This window comes from Geomesophilobacter sediminis, assembly GCF_016458275.1.
In the GTDB taxonomy this organism is placed as follows: Bacteria; Desulfobacterota; Desulfuromonadia; order Geobacterales; family Geobacteraceae; genus Geomesophilobacter; species Geomesophilobacter sediminis.
The window spans coordinates 1-19,830 of the sequence record NZ_JAEMHM010000022.1 but is presented as its reverse complement, the minus strand read 5'-3'; the positions used below and the strand labels follow the sequence as shown (position 1 = coordinate 19,830).

The 19,830-nt window shown below is 59.5% G+C and carries 12 protein-coding genes; 1 reads left to right on the top strand and 11 read right to left on the bottom strand.

All coding sequences use genetic code 11. The features are described from left to right. Positions 1-6 precede the first annotated feature (6 nt). From JFN93_RS21440 to JFN93_RS21400, 9 genes are all read right to left on the bottom strand, one after another. Positions 7-1,377, bottom strand: coding sequence for a cytochrome c biogenesis protein ResB (locus tag JFN93_RS21440; protein WP_199386199.1), 1,371 nt, complete (start codon positions 1,375-1,377; stop codon positions 7-9). A gap of 81 nt (positions 1,378-1,458) precedes the next feature. Beyond that, the gene (gene ccsA / locus JFN93_RS21435; protein ID WP_199386198.1) at positions 1,459-2,289 is read right to left on the bottom strand and encodes a cytochrome c biogenesis protein CcsA; all 831 of its coding nucleotides are present in this window, start codon (positions 2,287-2,289) and stop codon (positions 1,459-1,461) included. Positions 2,290-2,462: 173 nt separating this feature from the next. Continuing rightward, positions 2,463-3,626 carry a cytochrome c biogenesis protein ResB gene (locus tag JFN93_RS21430; protein ID WP_236021892.1) on the bottom strand — a complete coding sequence of 388 codons (1,164 nt, stop codon included), beginning with the start codon at positions 3,624-3,626 and terminating at the stop codon, positions 2,463-2,465. A gap of 297 nt (positions 3,627-3,923) precedes the next feature. Beyond that, positions 3,924-4,466, bottom strand: a complete 543-nt coding sequence (locus JFN93_RS21425; protein WP_199386196.1) for a hypothetical protein — start codon at positions 4,464-4,466, stop codon at positions 3,924-3,926. Positions 4,467-4,870: 404 nt separating this feature from the next. After that, complete coding sequence (locus JFN93_RS21420) at positions 4,871-8,143, bottom strand: hypothetical protein (RefSeq protein ID WP_199386195.1); 3,273 nt, start codon at positions 8,141-8,143, stop codon at positions 4,871-4,873. 90 nt (positions 8,144-8,233) lie between these two features. After that, positions 8,234-9,043, bottom strand: a complete 810-nt coding sequence (locus JFN93_RS21415) for a cytochrome c3 family protein (RefSeq protein ID WP_199386194.1) — start codon at positions 9,041-9,043, stop codon at positions 8,234-8,236. A 987-nt stretch (positions 9,044-10,030) separates the two neighbouring features. Next, complete coding sequence (locus JFN93_RS21410; RefSeq protein WP_199386193.1) at positions 10,031-10,708, bottom strand: heavy metal response regulator transcription factor; 678 nt, start codon at positions 10,706-10,708, stop codon at positions 10,031-10,033. Then, a complete protein-coding gene (locus tag JFN93_RS21405) occupies positions 10,689-12,227 on the bottom strand; it encodes a heavy metal sensor histidine kinase (protein WP_199386192.1) in 1,539 nt (512 codons plus the stop codon). Before JFN93_RS21405 ends, JFN93_RS21410 begins: the two co-directional genes overlap by 20 nt. Continuing rightward, on the bottom strand, positions 12,214-12,879 hold the full coding sequence (locus JFN93_RS21400) for a response regulator transcription factor (RefSeq protein WP_199386191.1): 666 nt from the start codon (positions 12,877-12,879) through the stop codon (positions 12,214-12,216). The genes JFN93_RS21405 and JFN93_RS21400 overlap by 14 nt, the downstream gene beginning before the upstream one ends. Before the next feature lie 848 nt (positions 12,880-13,727). On the opposite strand from JFN93_RS21400, the gene JFN93_RS21395 reads away from it, so the two are divergent. After that, complete coding sequence (locus tag JFN93_RS21395; RefSeq protein ID WP_199386190.1) at positions 13,728-14,390, top strand: fibronectin type III domain-containing protein; 663 nt, start codon at positions 13,728-13,730, stop codon at positions 14,388-14,390. A gap of 454 nt (positions 14,391-14,844) precedes the next feature. Here the strand turns inward: JFN93_RS21395 and JFN93_RS21390 are convergent, their stop codons facing one another. Both JFN93_RS21390 and JFN93_RS21385 read right to left on the bottom strand, forming a co-directional pair. Then, positions 14,845-18,168, bottom strand: a complete 3,324-nt coding sequence (locus JFN93_RS21390) for a hypothetical protein (protein WP_199386189.1) — start codon at positions 18,166-18,168, stop codon at positions 14,845-14,847. An 89-nt stretch (positions 18,169-18,257) separates the two neighbouring features. Continuing rightward, positions 18,258-19,076 (bottom strand): cytochrome c3 family protein, encoded by an 819-nt coding sequence (locus tag JFN93_RS21385; protein ID WP_199386188.1) that lies wholly within the window; start codon positions 19,074-19,076, stop codon positions 18,258-18,260. Positions 19,077-19,830 lie beyond the last annotated feature (754 nt).

The following is a 19,830-nucleotide window of genomic DNA, read 5'->3' as shown; positions in this document are numbered from 1 at the left end:
TGATTGTCAGTTCTCGTTGTCGGATTCCAGCTTCACGCCGGTGATTTTACTGAACAGCTTGACGAACTCGTCCTCGGCCAGGCTCTTGTAGTATTCCGAACGTCCGGCGATAACCAGCGCGCGCCCCTCCGGAGTTTCGGCCACCTTGCCGACCAGTTCCCGCTTGTAGAAGACCATGCGCCAGATGACCGCCACGCAGGCGATGGCGAAGCCGAGATAGAGGATCGGCAGCCCCCGCTGGGTGATCACGTAAAAGCGCACCCAGTAGCGGAGCTCCGGCATCTCGAGGCGGTTGCCGGCAAACTGGAACACGCCGTCTTTGGGGACCAGCGCCTCGCCGACCTTCTGCCCGTTCTTTTCGGCCACGAGGAAGAACATCGGGTTCTTGAACTCGCGGCTGCGGCTGGCACGCTTGCCGTCCACCATGACGAAGTCGGGGTAGAAGGTGGCGGTGAAGTTGTAGCCACCCAGGTCGAACTTGTCCGGCACCATGCGGAGCACGTCGAGCTTCACCAGGGCGTTTTCGACCTCCTTGCCCGAGGGGTCCTTGAGCACGAAGTGCGGCGCCATGCCGAGATGCTTGAAGACGAACGAGGTCGGGCCGGTCACGTAGGGAGTGTTGATGTGGACCAGGTGGCTTTGGCGGTCCGCATCGACCAGTTCCACGTTCACCCCGGTCGCGGTATTGCCGCTCACCTCGGGGACGATGCTCTTGACCGTGAAGGAGGCCTCCGGGGCCGAGCCGATGGCGGGCATCTTGATCGCCGGCTTGACGTTGTAGCGGCTCACCTCGCCGTGGAAGGATTCCCCCTGGGCGATGTCGAGATAGGCGATGAACTCGGTGTAGACGCTGAAGAGCCCGCCCAGGAGCACCAGGTAGAAGCTCACGTGGAAGAGCATGAAGGCGACCGGTGCCAGCCGGTTCTGGACCGCGTAGAATCCCGACGGCCCGCCCAGCACGCGGTAGCGCCTTTTCCCGAGCTGGGTCAGGACGGCCGCACCATCCATCCCCTGCGGGAGCAGAAAGGTCCGCTTGAACGGGTAGCCCGGGGATTTCTCCGGATCGGTGATCTTGTCATCGGAAAGGGCGATCCGGTGCTTCACGACCGGGATCCGCTGCCAGAGGACCAGCGCCAGGTTGATGAAGAAGAGGATCCAGATGGTGACCGTGATCGGCCCGGTGTAGATGGTGGTCAGGCCGAAGAAGTCGAGCCATTCGACGAGCTGCGGGGAGTTCCGGTACCACTGGAGGTAGATGTCCTTGACCAGGCGCGCCTGGGGAATCCACAGGCCGATGGCGAAGATCACCCCCAACACGGCGATGAGGAAAATGGTGAACTTGAGGGAGCTGAGGAGCTTGATTATCTTCTTGAACATAAATAAGGGGGTCCGGGGTCGGAGGTCTGGGGTCGGGGCCTAAGTCTTTACCAGCCCTTAGCCCCAGCCCCTGGCCCCTGCCTATCTTACCTGGAACACGTGCAAGCTGGTGTTGACCACCAGGTTCACGCCGAAGAAGCTGATGATGACGGTGCTCAGGGCGGCGACCGCCATCCAGGCAAGCCTTCTCTCGCGCCAGTTGAAGGTGACCCGCAGGTGGATGGTGATCCCGTAGACCAGCCAGCAGATCAGCGACCAGGTCTCGACCGGGTCCCAGGCCCAGTAGCTCCCCCACAGGTCCTTGGCCCAGATGGCGCCGGCGCAGATCATGATGGTGTCGGTGATGAAGCCGAACACGACGTAGCGGAAGATCAGCTCGTCCAGGCGCCCCAGGCTCGGGAACCGGTCGTAGGCGGGATTGGGAACCTCCCGCGGCTTGCTTTTGAGCAGGAAGAGGACCCCCGCCGCCATCGCCAGCGAATAGGCGCCGAAAGAGAGCCAGGCGAAGTAGACGTGGATGTAGAGCCACACCGTCTTGAGACTCGCCCCCATCGGAGTGAGCCCCGGGTTCTGCATGTAGCCGTACCCCATCATGATGACGACCAGCGGCAGGGTCCCCACCGCGAGCCCTTGGAGCATCTTGTTCTGCCATCCCACGAACAGGGTGCCGCCGATGATGAACCACCCCCCCATCAGGGTGTATTCGTAGTGGCCGGACCAGGGGAGATGGCCGGTCGCCTGAAACCGGGCGATGATGGCGGCGGTGACGCAAACGAAACCGATGGCCACCAGGGCAGTCATCTTCGGCATCACCTTGGGGTTCTTGAAGACGAAGGAGTAGACAAACCCGCCGCAGGCCAGGGAGTAAATCACCAGCCCCACCCAAAAAAAGATCATTTCCCAGTAAGCCATTGGAACCTCATTTGATGTTCAACGTTCAACGTTCGATGTTCAACGTTCAGAGTAAGAGTAAGAGTCACGTGGTTGCTATGTTTCAGCCGGAGGTCCAACGTAGTACGTAGAACCTTGAGGGGTTTTACCTGGGTCCAACGTCGAACCTTGAACGTTGAACCTTGAACGGGTTCTTAAGCAGCGAGCAGCGTCTTCGCGTCCCGGCCGACCGATGCCACCCGGCACCCCTGCTCACCTTCGTCCAGCCAGACCCGCTGCGGCCTAAGTGCCAACCGCACCGCCAGGCCGAGCACCGCGATAATCCCCCCCAACCAGAGGAGCGCCTTGTTGCGGTGGTGCACGATGTGGATTTCCGACCACTGCCCCAGCTTGGCCACGGACAGGACGTAGTCGCCGGCGGTGACCTCCTGGTCCGCCTGGAAGACGAGATCGCCGACCACCTTCTGGTTGTTGCGGGTGACGACCATCATCATGAGGTTCTTGTCCGGGGCATAGTACACCCCGCCGACCGCCTGATCGCCGGCGAAGGGGCCGTAGAAGCTGAAGACGCCGCGCTTTTGCACCAAGGGATCGAGCTGGACGAAGCCGTCGAAGATGAGCGCCCCCGCCTTGGTCTTGATGATCACCTCGGGGGTGAAGACGATCTTGGTCATGTAGATGTCGTAGTTCTGATAGACGTACGGGGTGGGCGGCAAGAGCACCGTGCTGGCCGGCTTTCCCTCGGCCGGGATCAGGGCGATCTCGGTACCGCCGCGCAGGTAGGTCGAATCCGGGAGGATCTGGCTCAAGACGCGCAGCTGCGGCAGGCTCTCCATTTTCGGGGCCAAAGGTCCCCGGGTAAGCGAACGGTAGGCCTCCGGCTTGCTCAGGGGGGTGGCCGGGCCTACGCCGTCCAGGACCACGCCGGCAAACTGGCGCAGGTTGTTCCAGGAACCGGTTGCCAGGACAACCGAAAGCCCGACGTAGAGGAGCACCGTCCCCAGGTACCCCCGGTCTCGTTTCTCGCCGTAGGTGCCGTCGGCGCCAAAGACGAAGCCGCCGCGGGCCAGCACGCTGCGCGCCTCGGGGAGCGGCAACTCGGTGGCGTAGGCGGAGGAAGGGCGTCCCCCCTCGCCGTACCGGATCTCCTTCCCGGAGCGCCCCAGGTACCAGAGCAGCCGCACGATGGCCAGGAGGGCAAAGCAGATGTTATTGGCCAGAAGGAGATTGAAATTGAGGAAAGGAATTCCAAGATGAAGCCGGAAGGAAAGTATGACGGCGACCGGAATTATGAGAAAAACAATGAGAGTCAGCGGCGAAACAAAGAGCACTCTGGAGGCAAACGACGGGGATTTCATAGTGTCCACAGTTCCTTCTAGCAAAGGGGAGTCTTGGTACAGTCTACGATTAAGGACTCGTTATACTACCAAAGGCACTGACAAAATGGAATCAAAAAAAGCCAGCACTTAGGTGCCGGCTCTGTATACGACAATGATATGGCAACGCGACTATGAGTATACATTAACCGGATTAATTGGTAAGACTTGGAAAAAACCGGGGCTAGGGTCTGGGGACTGGGGGCTCGGGAAGCGGCTCTTACAAACCGCTTTCCCTACCCCCTAGCCCCTCATCCCTAGCCCCGGCTTGTTCCTGCCTTACTTCTTAGCCGCCACCTTCTTCGGCTCGTCATGCTGGTTGAGGCCGATCAGCTCCATCTTCCCCTCTTTGGAACGAGCGAAGGTAAAGCGGCGATCGGTGGTGTAGCGGGGATTCTCCATCCGGTAAACCAGGACAAAGGACTTGTCCGGCAGCACCACGAAGCTGGTCTGCTTGGGGTTAGCCAGCGGTCCGGTGAGGTTACGGGTCTGACTGAACTTGGCGGCGAAGGCGTTTTCCGGTCCGATCTGTTTGAAAACCGGCCCGGCCTGCTGGTAAACCTTGGCGAAATCGCCCGCTTCCATCAGGGCGATCACCTGGGTGGCGGCTTTTTCAGCGTCAGCCTTGTCCTGCGGGGAAGCGGTCACCGCACCGGCTGCGATCTGGCCGGAAATGCTCTTCACTGCCTCCCCCTGCTGCGGAGCGGCGGTGCCTGCAGCAGGTGCAGCGGCCTTGGGAGCTTCCTGCTTCGACTTGCAACCGACGATAGTTACCGCAGCCACGACACAGCCAACTGCCGACAAGATACGTAAGCGATTCATGCTTTCTCCTTCATTGCATCGGAATAGTAAGAAAAACGGGAGGATACTATCAGCAATCCGTCGGGTCCGTCAATGTTAAAAAACCGGGACTGGGGACTAGGGACCAGGGTGGTACAGAATACAGAATTATCCCCCAAACAAAAACCATGCTGGCTCCGGGCAGCCGTCCGACAAAGTCCCCCTTTGCGAAGGGGGATTTAAGGGGATTTGCTTCTAAGTCCAGAATCTTACGAGAAACTTGTAAACCAAATCCCCCCTGCCCCCTTTGCCAAAGGGGGGATCAAAGGAGGGGCCTTCTTGTGGGTGGATAGTTCGGAAAAAAAAGAGGCCGGCACCCGGAGGTGTCGGCCGATTGAATTTCAAGACTGAGGAGAGAGGTTACCCTCTCTCCTCGTTACTGCATCTTAGTAGGTTACCGGACGGACGATCCGCTTGAGGAAGCCGTGGTTGCCGGCGCCCTGAGCTGCGGAGTGGTCTTCGCACCCGCCCCAGTTGTCCATCAGGGCGGTAGCCGGGCCGGTCGGGCCGGTCTGGCTCGGACCAACGAGGCCAGCGGCCACGTTGGTAGCCGTGGTGGTGGTGCCGAGGGTGTAGCAGCCTGCGCCGGAGGAAGCGGTGCCGGTGACCACAGCGGTCTTGTAGTTGATGACCGTGGTGGCAGTCTGCTGCCAGTGTTTCTGCTCCCAGTTGGTGTCGGAAGCAACACCGTTGGTAGCACCGCCCAGGTTGCCCGGGACGTACATTGCGTTGCCCAGACCCGGGAGGAAGCGCTCGACTTTCTGGGTGTTGCCCATGCCGTCGATGTACGCGCCGCCGGTTACGGAAGCATCGGTGGTGTGGAGGGTGCCGGTAGCATCGGTCCAGTTGGTGTTGTTAGCGGAGCCGTGGATACCACCGTAGGAGTTGGCTGCGCCGGAGTTGTGGCAGTTGAGGCACTGGATGCCGAAGACGTTACCGGTGCCTTTGTCGGGCATCATGCTCTGGTAGCCGGCAGCAAGGTCAGCCGCGGTCGGAGCGACTGCGAAGCGGCTGGTGAAGCCGTCGGTGCCTGCGCCGGTGGTGTAGCCGTTGAAGGACAGGGTGTTTGCAGAACCGTTGCAGCGGTCGGCGTTGGCGTACTCGCCAGCGTGCGGCTGGATGTTGGCCAGCTCGGAGGCAGCTGCGTTGCCGGCGTCAGCGCCGGTGCCGACGAAGATGGAGCCGTACTTGTTGTAGCTGTGGCAGTTGAAGCAGACCAGGTAAGCTGCGCCGGCGTTCGTCACGGTGACGACGTTGCTGGAGGAGGTGTAAGCAACAGCTACGTGGCGCTGGTCGGTGCCGATGGAGTTGCGGAGCATGTACTCGTTGTTGGAGCCGTGTGCGCCGATAACGGCGGTGGTAGCGCTGCCGTCAGCATTGGTGGCGGAGCCGGTTTTGAACTGGCCGACGGTGTGGCAGTCGCCGCAGTGGAGGGTGGAGTCGTCGCCCAGCAGGTCAGCAGGAGTCTGGGTAGCGGTCTGCCCAAGCGGAACGTACAGGTTGTTGAAGTTGCCTGCGTCGTAGATGGTGGAGCGGATACCCTGCAGTTTGGTGGAGGAGTTGTTAGCGAAGGTGCCTGCAGAAGCGATCTGACGCGGACCAGCGTTGCGGGTACGGCCGGTGTAGCGGGCCCCTTTGACGCCGTGGTGCGAGTTGTTGGTGGTGTCGAACTGGTTGTCGACGTTGGTAACGCGCGGACGGAGCATCTTGTCGTAGCGGTTGGAGATGGTGTCGAGGAACGGGTTGAGCGGGTTCGCTGCGATACCGGTCGTCTGGCTGATGATCCCCTGGAGTTTGGCAACGGTCGCGGAAGTCGCACCGGCTGCGCTGTGGCAGCTCATGCAGAAGTTGTCCATGGTGGTGTGGTTCGGGTTGGACGGATCCCACTGCATGTCGGCGTCGGTCTGCGCGTTGCGAAGGTGGATGAACTTGTCAGCCATGTGCTTGGTGCCGTCGACAACGAAGCTGTCGCCGTGGCCGTAGTTGTGGGTGGAACCTTCGAGGTGGCAGATCGCGCACTGCTCGTCCAGCGGAGCGGCCCCGTTAGCGTTCACGATGTGGTGCGACCACTTGGAGAATTCGCCGGTTACTGCACGAACGCCCTGGTTGACGCCGTCGTCGCTGGCGAGGGTGCGGTCGGTGAATTTGTTGGTCTGAGCGATAGCGTGGCAGCCCTGGCAGGAAAGACCCTGGATGGCGTGGGCATCGCCGGTGCCGCCCTGGCCGTTGCCGGAGGTGTGGCACTGTACGCAGGTCACGCCGTTAGCAAGCGAGGTGCCGTGCGGGAGGGCGCCGTGGCAGGAGGAGCAGAAGACTGCGCCTTTGGCAACCGGTGCAGCGAAGCCGCCGATGACGCCGTCAACGTTAGCGGTGAAGAGAGCGTTGTCGACGGTGTCGCCGTTGACGGTGCCCGGGTGACCAGCGGCGGTGTTGCCGTTGACGCCGTTGAAGTGGCAGCCAGCGCAGGAAGAAGTGGTGCTCTGCCCGTGGATGGAAGCCTTGTAACGGGTGTTGATCGCCTGGTCGAAAGCACTGGCCGACGGGATGTTGTTGGCGCTGTGGCAGTTCTGGCAGAGAGTCCCGGAATCGGTGGTGGAAGCAAGGACGTTGACCGTAGCGATGGAGCTGTAGGTCTTGCCGCCGTAGACGGTCTGGACCAGGAACTTGTACTGGCCGGCCGGAGCGGTTGCCGGAATGGTCATGGAGACTTTGCCGTTGGCTGCAACTGCATCAGCAACGTAGACGTTGTTGACGTTGCCGCTGGCGGACATGCCGGTGTTGATGATCTGGGTGCTGGTGAAGCCGGTGACCGCCGGAGCCGGGGTCATGGTGGCGACCATCTTGCCGGTCGAATTGTCATAGCTGACGGTGTTTTTCGGACCGGAGACGTAGTACCAGTTGAAGGTCGGGGTGCCCAGGTTCGCAGCGGTCGGGGTGAGGCTGACAGCCGAGCCGGCGGCGACGTTCTGGGGCGCCGGGGCGCTCAGTGCCGGAGCGATGGAGGAGCCGGCAGCGACCAGGTTGATCGGACCGTTGAAGGTGTACCCGGCTTTCAGGGTAACGGTGGCCTTCTGGTTGACAGCCTTGGTGTTGGAGACGACGACGTTGGTGTCGGTCCCGTCCAGCTTCAGGGTGCCAGTGGTATCGGTCAGCCCGGTGATGCTGTAGTTCGCATTCGGGGAGAAGGTGAAGACCAGGTCCTTCTGCAGCACGTAGCCGTAGTAGACGTTGCCGACGCTGGACGGAGTAGCGGTACCGTATGCGTTGGCGGCCTTCACGGAGATGCGGTTCACATTGAAGTATGCCGAGATGCTGTAGTTGGCGCCGTCAACCGGGGTGAAGCCGGCGGTGCCGTTGGTGGAGGTGGAGGTCTCGGTGGTCATGTTGCCGAAGGCGTTGACGTAGGAGGAAACGATCTTCACCGACTGAAGGGTGTGGTTCGCATCGACCGGGGTAAAGGCGACGGACTGCGGACCGGCTGCCGAGAAGCTCTTGGTCTTGGCACCGGAGGTGTAGGTCTGGAATGCAGACACACCGCCGATGTTGTAGCTCAGGGTACCACCCTGGTTATTGACTTTCGTGGTGAGGAACCACGCGCCACTTGCCAGCGCCGGAACAGTACATACCAGCAAGGCAGATGCTAATGACTTTTTAAACATGCCATAACTCCTTTATGAGGATAGTAGAAAGGAAATAATCACATTCCGCTCGAAAGCGGCTCTCTCCTCCGCGCCTGACGGCGCAGCGCCTTACTTGATGTGGCAGGAGAGGCAGATAGCAGAACCTTCTTCTTTGGCATAGAGGAAGTAGTTGTAGCTGTGGCCGCTGTTGGCGGACGGTCCCTGGTTAACGGAGTTGTGGACGTCGTGGCAGGTAGCGCAGGTCATGAACCCGCCGTAGAGGGTGTCCTTGATTTTCTTGCCGGTTTCGGCAACAGCGGAAACACCAGTACGGTTCTGGGTGTTCCACACGGCAGCAGAGGGGAGGTCGCCGAGGATGTAGCCGTGGTCGCTGGTCACGATCTCAGCCTGGCCGTTGCCAATGACGTTACGCTTGGCAGCAGCTTCGTCGTACTGGAACCCGATCGGGTGGGTCACGGTGAGGTCGTTGATGTAACGCTTGGCGGTTGCGCCGAGGGCGTCGGTGTAGGAAGCGGTCATGACGGTGTTGCCGCCCGGGAAGGAGCCAGCGGAGCCATGGGAGTCAACGGCGGTGGAACCGTCGTGGCAAGCCATGCAGAGACGGCTCGGTCCGATCAGCGGATCGCTGTTGATAGCGATGGTTTTGTTGGTCGGGGCAACCCAGCTGTACGGAGCAAGGTTTTTCAGGACGTTGTCAGCGTGGTTCCAAAGCGGAACGAGAGCGTCGGTGGTACGAGCGTTGTGCGGGGTGTGGCAGAATACGCAGGTACGGCCAAGGGAGTCACCGGTGTAGCCGGCGGCGGAGTTAAGGTCGTGCCAGGAGCCGTTGATACCGGTACCGGCCTGGGGGCCAGCGAAAGCAACCGAAGCGGTGACGGCGAGGCCAGCTACTGCGAGGGCAACTGATACTTTCTTCATGTGTTCTTCTCCTTTTGAGTGCAAATGACGGTGCAGAGCACCTGAGATAACAAAATTGTCTTACGCCTGAACTTCTTCCTACTTGACTAGCTGCTTGTTGTTTGACTGCCAAGATACCGACTACTTCTTCTTGTTCCCCAGCCCCCCTTTCGTGATTTTTTTATCTGCGTTCCCACTTCATCTGCTGCGACTTCGTTGTTGCTGCCTTCGTTCCAAGATGAGAGGTTTTAAAGATTCGGCTCTTTTCCGCGTTGCGTTTCGTACTCTCTATTGAGCAAGCCGGATGCCCACCCCAAATGTTCTTGCCGCCAGGAACCGTAACCGTTGATTTTGTCGAGGAAATTTTTTTGATTTTTTTTCGGCGGACGGGCAAATCCCTTTTCTGACGGTCAGGGCGTCCGGGATTTCCCCGGCGACCTCGCGTAACCACGTGTAAAAACACAGTAATTTCCTTTCACCAACCTTTTTACAGTCTTACTTTTTCGTCATTTTCGTCAGATCCAAAAGGGGGGGGTCGGGGGTCGGTAACTTTAGAGGCCCCCCCTTCGCAAAGAGGGACTTATCGGGCATTGCGAACATTGCCTTTGTTTGGGGGATAGTTCCGAAAAAAAAGGTTCTTCCGGGAATTTCGGAAAACCTGCAGTATCTTTCCACGAAGCGCCGTAGGGGAACTCGCGTCCCCCCCTTTGCGAAGGGGGGTCCCCTAGTCCTTCAAGGAAGCACAGCCCCCGAATTCCCGGAAGAACCCAAAAAAAGGACCGCAGCAGCTGCGGTCCCGAAGAATTGAGCATGAGTTGGTAGATCTCTTGAAGAATGAAACGCGGCGTCCGCTCTGTGACGATCACCCAGGTCGCGTTTCGTGCCTCAACGCGACCTACCGGTCCGCACCGATGGCAACAAAAAAGGGGCTCTCCCGAAGGAAGCCCCTTTTTTCATTTATCTCGTTTTTTCTGGATTTTTACCAGCCCCCAGTCCCTAGCCCCTGCTTTACTCCTGCCGCTCCTCGAGCACATACCCTACCCCACGCACCGTGTGAATGAGCTTTACCTCGAAGGGGTCGTCCACCTTGGCCCGCAGGCGACGCATGTGCACATCGAGAATGTTGGCGTTGCTGTCCACGTCCATGTCCCAGATCCGCTCCACGATCCGCGTCCGCGGAATCACCTCTCCACTTCGGCGCACCAGGAGGGTAAGCAGGGCGAACTCCTTCGGGGTCAGGTCCAGGCGCTTCCCGGCCCGGGTTGCCCGCCGCCCCTCCAGGTCGAGTTCCAGGTCGGCCACCCGCAGCACTTCCTGCTTTAAGGTCGGCCCCCGCCGGGAAATGGTCTGGATCCGGGCGTAAAGCTCGGAAAAGGCAAACGGCTTCACCATGTAGTCGTCCACCCCCGACTCCAACCCGCGCACCCGGCTCGGGACCGCATCGAGGGCGGTAAGCATGATGACCGGCACGTCGATGCGCCGGCGCCGCAGTTCCGAGATGATGGACCAGCCGTCCCGGTTCGGGAGCAGGATGTCGAGGATGAGAAAATCATACTTCCCGGTCAGGGCACGCTGCAGCCCCTCCTCTCCATCGTAGGCCACGTCGGACAGGATCCCGTACTCGGAGAGCCCCTTCTTGATAAACGCCGCAGTCTTCACCTCATCTTCAACAATAAGAATCAACATCTTCGCGTACCTCGTGGGGATGTTCCTCCGCCGACAGGTGCGGGGCACTCATCGGCTCGGTCGATCCGCGAAACAATTCCGGAGCGACCGCCGCGGCGGGGAAGTTCAAGATAACCGTGGTACCAGGACCGGCACCGTCCAAGGCGACAGTGCCGCCGTGCAGATTCATGATGGTCCGAACGATGGGGAGCCCCAGGCCGGTTCCGTGGGGGTCCAGAAATCGTGTCGCGTAGATCCGGTAGAAGCGGTCGAACACCTTTTCCCGCTCCTCAACCGGAATCCCGGCCCCCGAATCCATGACCCGGATCTCGCAGGCGAGGTCACCGGTCTGCCGGAGCTTTACGGCGACGCTGCCGCCGGAGTGGTTGTAGGTGATGCCGTTTGCCACCAGGGCGGCAACCGCCTTGCGGAAAAGGGCCGGATCGACAACCACCCGAGCGGCCCCCTCCCAGGAAAGCGCGATCCCCTTTTCCTCGGCGAGCGGCTCGTAATAATCCACGACCATCTCGACCTGATCGGCAGCCTCCATCTCGCGCCGCTCCAAGGGGAGCTTACCGATTTCGGCATTGGCGAGAAAGAGGATGTTTTCGATGAGGCGGGTGAGCCGGTCATTCTCCTCCAGGCCGGAAAGAATGACATCCCGCAGTTCCTCGGTGCTCCGCTCGTGGGCCAGGGCCACCTCGGCCTCACCGCGCATGATGGTGAGCGGGGTGCGCATCTTGTGCGAGAGGTTCACCGCCGAGTTGTAGAGCCGCTCGAAGGAATCCTGCAGCCGGTCCAGCATGCTGTTCATCACCCGGGCCAGCGAGGCTACCTCCTCAGGCCAGTCCGACCAGGAAAGGCGCGCCCCAAGGTTGGCAACCGATATCCCCCGGACCGACTCGGTCATTTCGCGGAGCGATCTGGTCCCCCTGCGGACGATCGCGAGGCTGACCAAAAGGCAAACCGGCAGGCCCAGTGCCCCTGCGCCAAAAGCGAGCAGACGGAACCGGGTGAGAATGTTGTTCATGTTCCCGAGGTCGAGGGCAACCTCGACGGCCCCCACCCCATCTTTGCCGAGGTTCAACCAGACGGCGGTCCCCAACACCGGGTCGCCGGCCGCGTTTTCCCATTGCCGGACCGTGCCGGACCGCTGGCCCTTGGGGGGAAGCCGAAACTGGGCTGCCGGAGCGAACGCATCCATACCGCGGGTTTCGGCGAGTTCTCGTCCCGCAGGATCGAGGACGCGGATGTAGTGCTTGACGTACTCCTCACTGGTCTGGCTCGGATTCACCTCATTCTCGAGCATCTGCCCCAGTGGATAAAATCTGAGGATGTGCTCGACGGCGTTGACTTCCGATTGCAAAAGAAGCCGGCTTTCATCGTTGAGGTGTTTGGCGAGCCCGAAATAGAGCAGGGAGGTGAATGAGGCAAAAAGGAGGAAGACAGCAGTCGAGTTGGCGACCAGGAACCAGACGGTGAGAGAACGGCTGCGGGACCTCGAGGGGACACCGCTATCCACGGGCTCAGCGTTGTTCAAGCAGGTACCCTCTCCCTTTTATGGTATGGATCAGTCCGTTGCCATCCTGATCGCCAAGCTTGTTCCGCAACCGTCGCACATGGCGGTCCACAACCGCGGCATCGCCGGGAACCGCCCAGATTCCCTCGGCGATGCGGGACACGGAGAGGAGCTCACCGGGGTGGGTGGCCAGAAGGGCCAACAAGGAAAACTCCTGCTGGGTGAGTGCGATCTCGGTCCCCCTGCGGTGCACGCACTCCGCGGCAAGGTCGATTTCCAAGTTGCCGAACCGAAGCAGGTCCGCCCTGGTCTCGAATCGGGGATGCAGTACTTCCGTGATCCGGGCCAACAACTCCGAAAAGGGGAACGGCTTGGTGAGATACCCGTCGGCGCCCAGTTCCATCGCGTGCGACCGGTCCTCAACCCCGTTGAGGACGGTCAGCAGAATCACCGGCGTCTGGTTCCCGCTTTCGCGCAACCGTTGCAGGACCTCCCAACCGGCCATACCCGGAAGCATGACATCCAAAAGGATCAGGTCGAAGGTCTGCGCCTGCGCAGCGTCCAGGCCGGCCCGGCCGTCATGGACCACTTCGGCCCGAAAACCCTCTTCGTTGAGCCCGCGGCGGATAAAGGCGGCGGTCTTTCTTTCGTCTTCGATTATCAGTACCTGCATCGCTACGATACCTGCGTTGTTAGGGGAACAATGTGCAGCAGCACCTCTATAGCGAAAAAAGGGTGAATTTGGCAAGCAGGAAATGGCGGCTATGAACAATGAACGAGCTGATTAGTGTCAATCTTCACACCGGATGACCGATACCTCCCTCTCCCTTCGGGAGAGGGGCGGGGTGAGGGGGGGGAACTTACTAGAGCCATATGAATAACCAGGTGACGCCAATTCTGATCAGGAGCCCTACCTCCGGGATTTCGGACGTGCCCGAGATATTCAGGAAAAGACGTTTCTTAGTTTCGGCTGCATGGTTCCGAGTTTCGGCGGAGGTGAAGCTGACGGCGGGGGACGATCTCCAATAACCGGAAAGGCCCATCCATCGGAGGAATCCCCCAAGCGCCTTTCCGGCTTCGCAACAGCGAGCAAGGATAGGGGCAGGCGCAACGGTGTTTATCCCGTCCGGAGTTTAGAAAGGAAGAGGGAATCAATTCCCTCGCGAGCGGCTCCCGTCTGAGATCCGTCCCGAGGAAGGAAACGGAGATGCGGCTGCTGTCGATGGGTTACCCGCTTTTCCCATGTGGGCTCGCCGGCCTCAAATATACGATTCCGCGGGTACTTCCGATTTGCCGAAATATTTCTCACTGAAGCCGAAACTATCCGCGCACCTACCGGCAATATCTTTTCTGCATTCCTTGTTACGGCTCCATACCGCTTCCTTACCGCCCGGGTGAACCAAATCCGCAGGTCTTCTCCGAGTTATTACGTCAGGGGATGAGAAAATTTCCAGTTGGATTTCGGCAATTCCCGGATACACTCCCCCAAAGCACATTAACCTTTACCAATGGAGGCCGACCATGATTTCTGAACCCATTGCTGTGAGGATCTGCTTCGGGGACTCGAAGATGTCCGATGCGGAACTGCTTGCCTTTACCGGGCGAGTCGTCGAAGGGGTCCCGACGATCGTAGACGTAGACAAGGACTGGGGATCGACGCCGACCATAGCCCAACTGGCCGAGGAGAAGAACCGGTTCCAGGCAGCCTGCTATGCCGCCCAATCAAGGGATATCTTTAAAACAAAAGAAAAGAAACAAATTCGCACCAACTTGTTCCGCATGCTCCGGAAGATCGGCCACTTCGTTGAGATCGAGACCGACTTTAACGAGGACCTCCTTATCAAATCGGGATACCCGCTGCGCAAGAAGCGGGCGCGCACGATGGCGAACGCTTTGGCCACACTGATCGCCCCCATCATCCAGAGCATCACCCACGGCGACCAGCCGGGGACCATGGTCGGTTACGTCAACAAGGTTCCCGACGCCAGGTGTTACGAGATTTTCATCACCGACGGCGATCCGCTGGTCGAACAGAACTGGAAGCACTTCCAGACTTACCTGGAGGCGGGCTTCCTGGTGATGAGCAACCTCGCCTCGGGACAGCGTTACAGCGCGCGGGTACGGGGGATTTTTAAGAAGGGCCCCGGTCCCTGGTCCCCCTCCTTCGGATTCCAGGTACCGTGAAAAACAGGGGCTAGGGGCTGGGGACTGGGGGCTAGTAGAGACCAAGAGCTCATGGAACGAATTAATAGGGAGCTTCCCACAGGGGGGGCTCCTTTTTTGTTCGGAATTATCCCCCCAAAGAAGGTCTGTCCTTTGATCCCCCCTTTGGCAAAAGGGGAGCGGGGAGGATTCGTTTTGACTCTCTGAGCTGCGCAGTTACCCCCCTTTGCGAAGGGGGGCAAGGGGGGATTTTGACCAAAGTTGCCACCAGCACCAGGTTGGCTACAGAACCAAATCCCCTAAATCCCCCTTCGCAAAGGGGGACTTTATCGGGCCTTGGCGCCGGAGCCAGCATTGCCTTTGTTTGGGGACAATTCCGCACAAAAAAGAAGGCCGGCACCTTCGTTGGTGCCGGCCGATTCAATTTCAAGGGTGAGGAGAGAGGTCACCCTCTCTCCTCGTTTACAGCATGGTCTTAGTAGGTGACCGGACGGACGATCCGCTTCAGGAAGCCGTGATCGCCTTTGGCTTTGGCAGCGCCGTGGTCTTCGCAACCGCCCCAGGTGTCGAGGAGTTCGGTAGCAGCGCCGCCGTTACCGGTGACGGAGGGACCTTCGAGGTTCTTGGCAACCGCGGTAGCCGAAGCGCCGAGGGTGTAGCAGCCGGCGCCTGCGGAGAGGGTGTTGGAGACCGCAGCGGTCTTGTAGTTGATGACCGTGTTGGATTTCTGCTGCCAGTGCTTCTGCTCCCAGTTGGTGTCTTTGGAGACGCCGCCGGTGGTGTAGGCAACCGAGGAGGAGTTGGCGGTGGACCCGTTCTGGAAGGCGATGGAGCCGCCGAAGAAGCCGCCGAGGGTGCCCGGTACGTGGGCTACGTTGCCAAGGCCCGGGAGGAAGCGCTGGACAGAGTTTGCGTTGCCCATGCCGTCAACGTAGAAGCCTTTGGTGGTTTTGGTCTGGCCAGCAGCAGCGATCAGGTCGGAAGCCTTGACGGTGGCCCAGTCGGTGTCGTTGGCGGAGCCGTGGATACCGCCGTAGGCATTGCCAGCGCCGGAGTTGTGGCAGTTGAGGCACTGGATGCCGAAGATGTTGCCGAAATCAGGATTCTGGAAACCGTTGGCCGCGTCGGCAGCAGTCGGGTTCTGGGCAAAACGGGATTCAAACTGGGTGCCATCGGTAGCCGTACCGGTGGTGTAGCCGTTGAAGGAAATGGTGTTACCCGGACCGTTGCAGCGACCGGCCGAAGCGTACTCACCAGCGTGCGGCTGGATATTGCCCATCTCGGCGAAAGTAGCGTTACCGGCGTCAGCACCGGTGCCGACAAAGACGGAGCCGTACTTGTTATAGGTGTGGCAGTTGTAGCAGACGAGGAACGGAGCGGCCGGGTTTTTCACGGTCACAACGTTGTTGGCCGAGGTGTAGGCAACGCCAACGTGACGCTCGTCGGTACCGATGGAGTTACGCAGCATGTATTCGTTGTTGGAGCCGTGGGCACCGATGGCTGCGGTGGTAGCCGAGCCGTCAATGTTTTTGGACGAACCAACTTTCCACTGGCCGACAGTGTGGCAGTCGCCGCAGTGGAGGGTGGAGTCGTCACCCAGGGACTGGGCGCCGGTACGCGGTGCAGTTTCGCCACCGGCATTCTCCAGCGGGACGTAGAGGCCGTTGAAGTTGCCGGCGTCGTACATGGTGGAACGGATACCCTGGAGGGCGGCGGTAGAGTTAGCCGCGAAGGTAGCTGCAGAAGCGATCTGACGCGGACCAGCGGTGCGGGTACGACCGGTGTAGCGCGCGCCTTTGACGCCGTGGTGCGAGTTGTTGTTGGTGTCGAACTGAGAATCGACGTTGGTGACTGCCGGGCGCATCATCTTGTCGTAACGGTTCGAGATGGTGTCGCCGAACGGGTTGCCGGCGTTGGCTACTTTCCCCGTCATGGCATTTCCATTGGCGTTGATGACAGTCTGGATCGCCTGAATACCAGCAGAGGTCGCTCCGTTAGTGTCATGGCAGCTCATGCAGAAGTTGTCCATCCCTGAGTGATCCGGGTTAGCCGGATCCCATGCGAAATCCGCGTCGGTATCGGAGTTGCGCAGATGGATCTTGTTATCTTTCATGTGCTTGGTGTAGTCAACATGGATACCACTGTTAACTGCCTGCCCTTCAAGGTGGCACACGGCACACTGAGCATCCTGTGCCTCGATGCCGTTAGCGTTGACGATATGGTGCGACCATTTTTTGAACTCGTCTGCGACGGCGCGGACACCGTTGTTGTTGTCGGCAACCAGCCCGGTAAAGTTCGTTCTCGGGACGGAGTGACAGTTCACGCAGCCACCGAGGATATTGTGGGCATCGCCCGTACCGGTAGCGGTGTGGCACAGTTTGCAGTCAGCGCCAGTGAACGACTGGTTGGCATCCGCAATGGACGACACATTGTAGGGAACGCCGTGGCTCGGCGCATACCCACCACTGTGGCAAGCGTTGCAGAAGAGGTTGCCCTGAGTGACTTTGCCGTAGGGGCCGGTAACCTCGGCAACTTTAACCGTGAAATCGGTAGTGCTGACGGTGGCAGTGGTGACGTCGCCCGGATGGCCGGCAGCGGTGCCGCCAAAGTGGCAAGCTGCGCAGGAGGAGTGCTGGCTATTACCGCCGTGAACAGACAGTTGGTATTCGGCGCCGATATTCCTTCCGCCGGCGATGCCGTTCGCAGTGTGGCAGAACTGGCACTGGTTGCTGACATCGGACGCCTGCGCCACGACGTTGACGGTAGCGATGGAGCTATAGACCTTGTTGTCGATGCCGGTGGCCTGGGCAAGGAACTTGTATTGACCAGGAGCGGACCCAGCAGGAATGGTCAGGGTCACGTTTGCGCCGGTCGGACCACCGAGTACGTTCTGGATGACGCCAGTTGCGCCATTTTTGTCAGCGGAAACGCCAGACTGGTTGGCGCTCTGGACAGTGAAGCCGTTGAGAACCGCCGGACCAGGGGTCACGGTAGTGATCACCTTCCCGTTGACGGTGCTGTAAGCAACGGTGTTCTGAGGACCGGAGACGTAGTACCAGGAGATGGTACCTACGTTAGCCGCGGTCGTCTTCAGGGTAACGCTCTCAGAACCTGCAGCAGCGTTCTGCGGTGCGCTGGTGCTGAAAGTGACCATGTTGGCCGGCGCCGCTCCGGCAGCGGAAAGGGCGATCGGGGCGGTGAACACATAACCTTTTTTGAAGGTTACAGAAGCGCGCTGGTCGGCTTTGGTGGCATTGTTGACGACAACGTACCCGCCGCTAGCCAGGGCTACGCCATTGTTCTGGATGGGCCCGAGGGTGTACCCGACCTTCGGAGTGAAGTTGAAGGTGAGGTCGCTCATGACCTGGTAGCCGTAGTAGAGGTTTCCGATGGAGCTCGGGGAAACCGCACCGTTGGTTATGCTGGCGGTAGCGGTCAGGGCTTGGATCTGGAAGTTCGCCCAGACGGTGAAGTTGTCGCCATCAGCCGGGCTGAAGGTTACGCTGCTGCCGGCCGTGGTATTGACGGTCTGGTTCCCGTCCTTGTCGACCTTGGTGACGGTGACCGACTTGATGCTATTGTGAGCATCAGCAGCGACGCTCACCGAAGCGGCGCCGTTCGCATCCAAGCTCTTGGTCTTGGCGCCGGAGGTGTAAGTCTGGAAGCCGGTGGTGCCATTGTAGTTGTAACTGAGATTACCGCCGACACTGGTGACTTTCGTGGTGAGGAACCACGCGCCACTTGCCATTGCCGGGACGGTACATACCAGCAAGGCAGATGCTAAGGTCTTTTTGAACATGCCATAACTCCTTTATGAGATAGTCGAAAGGATATAATCACATTCCGCTCGAAAGCGGGCTCTCCTCCGCGCCTGAAAGGCGCAGCGCCTTACTTGATGTGGCAGGAGAGGCAGATGGCAGAACCTTCTTCCTTGGCATAGAGGAAGTAGTTGTAGCTGTGGCCGCTGGCAGCAGTCGGTCCCTGGTTGACGGAGTTGTGAACGTCGTGGCAGGTAGCGCAGGTCATGAACCCGCCGTAGAGGGTGTCCTTGATTTTCTTGCCGGTTTCGGCAACTGCGGAAACGCCGGTACGGTTCTGGGTGTTCCACACGGCTGCGTCGGGGAGATCGCCGAGGATGAAGCCGTGTTCGCTGGTCACGATCTCGGCGACGTTCTGGCCGTTGGTAGCGATGTTGTTACGCTTGGCAGCAGCTTCGTCGTACTGGAACCCGATCGGGTGGGTGACGGTGAGGTCGGTGATGAAACGCTTGGCGGTGGCGCCGAGGGCGTCGGTGTAAGAAGCAGTCATCTTGGTGTTGCCAGCCGGGAAGGAACCAGCGGAGCCGTGGGAGTCAACGGCGGTGGAACCATCGTGGCAAGCCATGCAGAGGCGGCTCGGTCCGATCAGCGGGTCGCTGTTGATAGCGATCTTCTGGTTGGTCGGGGCAACCCAGCTGTACGGAGCGAGGTTTTTCAGGACGTTGTCGGCATGGTTCCACAGCGGAACGAGAGCGTCGGTGGTACGAGCGTTATGCGGGGTGTGGCAGAAGACGCAGGTACGGCCAAGGGAGTCACCGGTGTAACCGGCAGCAGCGTTGAGGTCATGCCAGGAACCATTGATACCGGTTGCGGCCTGGGGACCAGCGAAGGCAACCGTGGCGGTAGCGGCGAGGCTGACTACTGCGAGAGCTAAGCTGACTTTTTTCATTTTCTTCTCCTTTTGAGTGCATAAATATGGTGCAAAAGCACCGCCGACAACAAAAACGATTTCAACTACAAAGCAGCTACAAGGTTTTCTACAGGTTCGTTTCTTCTGTCCTCCAACTACTGAACTACCAACCTCTACCAATCACCACCTTTCGTTCTAATCTGGACAGCTCATCACGATCACCGTTTGGATACTGAGCGGTTGGCTACTTTCACCTGACTCCCACATTACGTTTTCGTCATTTGCAAGGCACAGGCCAAATCACGCTACCTACCTTCGGCATGGTGCAAGACGCCAGGATCTCGCCCGCAACCCATCGAATTAAATACGCTTTTTTCAAACAACTTTTTTTCACGCCGGAATAAGTACGGGGCCGCGGGATGAAGCCGCGAATTGACCACGGCTAAAACACGTTATTTGACCGGAGCTATGAACGTTAAATTACGGAATAGTCAGAATGAGGTAATGCAGAGGGGCTAAAACTATGGGGCTGGGGGCTGGGGGTCGGGTGCCATATAAAGGCAAATCCCCCCAGCCCCCCTTTGTCAAAGGGGGGTATCAAGGGCTGAGAGTGAGGGGCTTGAGGCTCAGGGGCTGCAACTCCCTCTCCTTCAAGAAGAGGGTCAGGGTGAGCATGGGGTTCATGACATGCCAGACAAAGGCAAATCCCCCCCAGCCCCAGTGTTGTCCGGTTAGCTTTTTGCTTTAAAAAAGTTGTTCAGTACAGTCATTTTTTTCTTGACGTCTGCGTAGA

Excerpts from the sequence above, each read along its gene's own strand:
- JFN93_RS21390 (WP_199386189.1), bottom strand. The coding sequence starts at position 18,168 with ATGTTCAAAAAGACCTTAGCATCTGCCTTGCTGGTATGTACCGTCCCG.
- JFN93_RS21410 (WP_199386193.1), bottom strand. The coding sequence starts at position 10,708 with ATGTTGATTCTTATTGTTGAAGATGAGGTGAAGACTGCGGCGTTTATC.
- JFN93_RS21425 (WP_199386196.1), bottom strand. The coding sequence starts at position 4,466 with ATGAATCGCTTACGTATCTTGTCGGCAGTTGGCTGTGTCGTGGCTGCG.
- JFN93_RS21420 (WP_199386195.1), bottom strand. The coding sequence starts at position 8,143 with ATGTTTAAAAAGTCATTAGCATCTGCCTTGCTGGTATGTACTGTTCCG.
- ccsA (WP_199386198.1), bottom strand. The coding sequence starts at position 2,289 with ATGGCTTACTGGGAAATGATCTTTTTTTGGGTGGGGCTGGTGATTTAC.
- JFN93_RS21385 (WP_199386188.1), bottom strand. The coding sequence starts at position 19,076 with ATGAAAAAAGTCAGCTTAGCTCTCGCAGTAGTCAGCCTCGCCGCTACC.
- JFN93_RS21400 (WP_199386191.1), bottom strand. The coding sequence starts at position 12,879 with ATGCAGGTACTGATAATCGAAGACGAAAGAAAGACCGCCGCCTTTATC.
- JFN93_RS21395 (WP_199386190.1), top strand. The coding sequence starts at position 13,728 with ATGATTTCTGAACCCATTGCTGTGAGGATCTGCTTCGGGGACTCGAAG.
- JFN93_RS21440 (WP_199386199.1), bottom strand. The coding sequence starts at position 1,377 with ATGTTCAAGAAGATAATCAAGCTCCTCAGCTCCCTCAAGTTCACCATT.
- JFN93_RS21415 (WP_199386194.1), bottom strand. The coding sequence starts at position 9,043 with ATGAAGAAAGTATCAGTTGCCCTCGCAGTAGCTGGCCTCGCCGTCACC.
- JFN93_RS21430 (WP_236021892.1), bottom strand. The coding sequence starts at position 3,626 with ATGAAATCCCCGTCGTTTGCCTCCAGAGTGCTCTTTGTTTCGCCGCTG.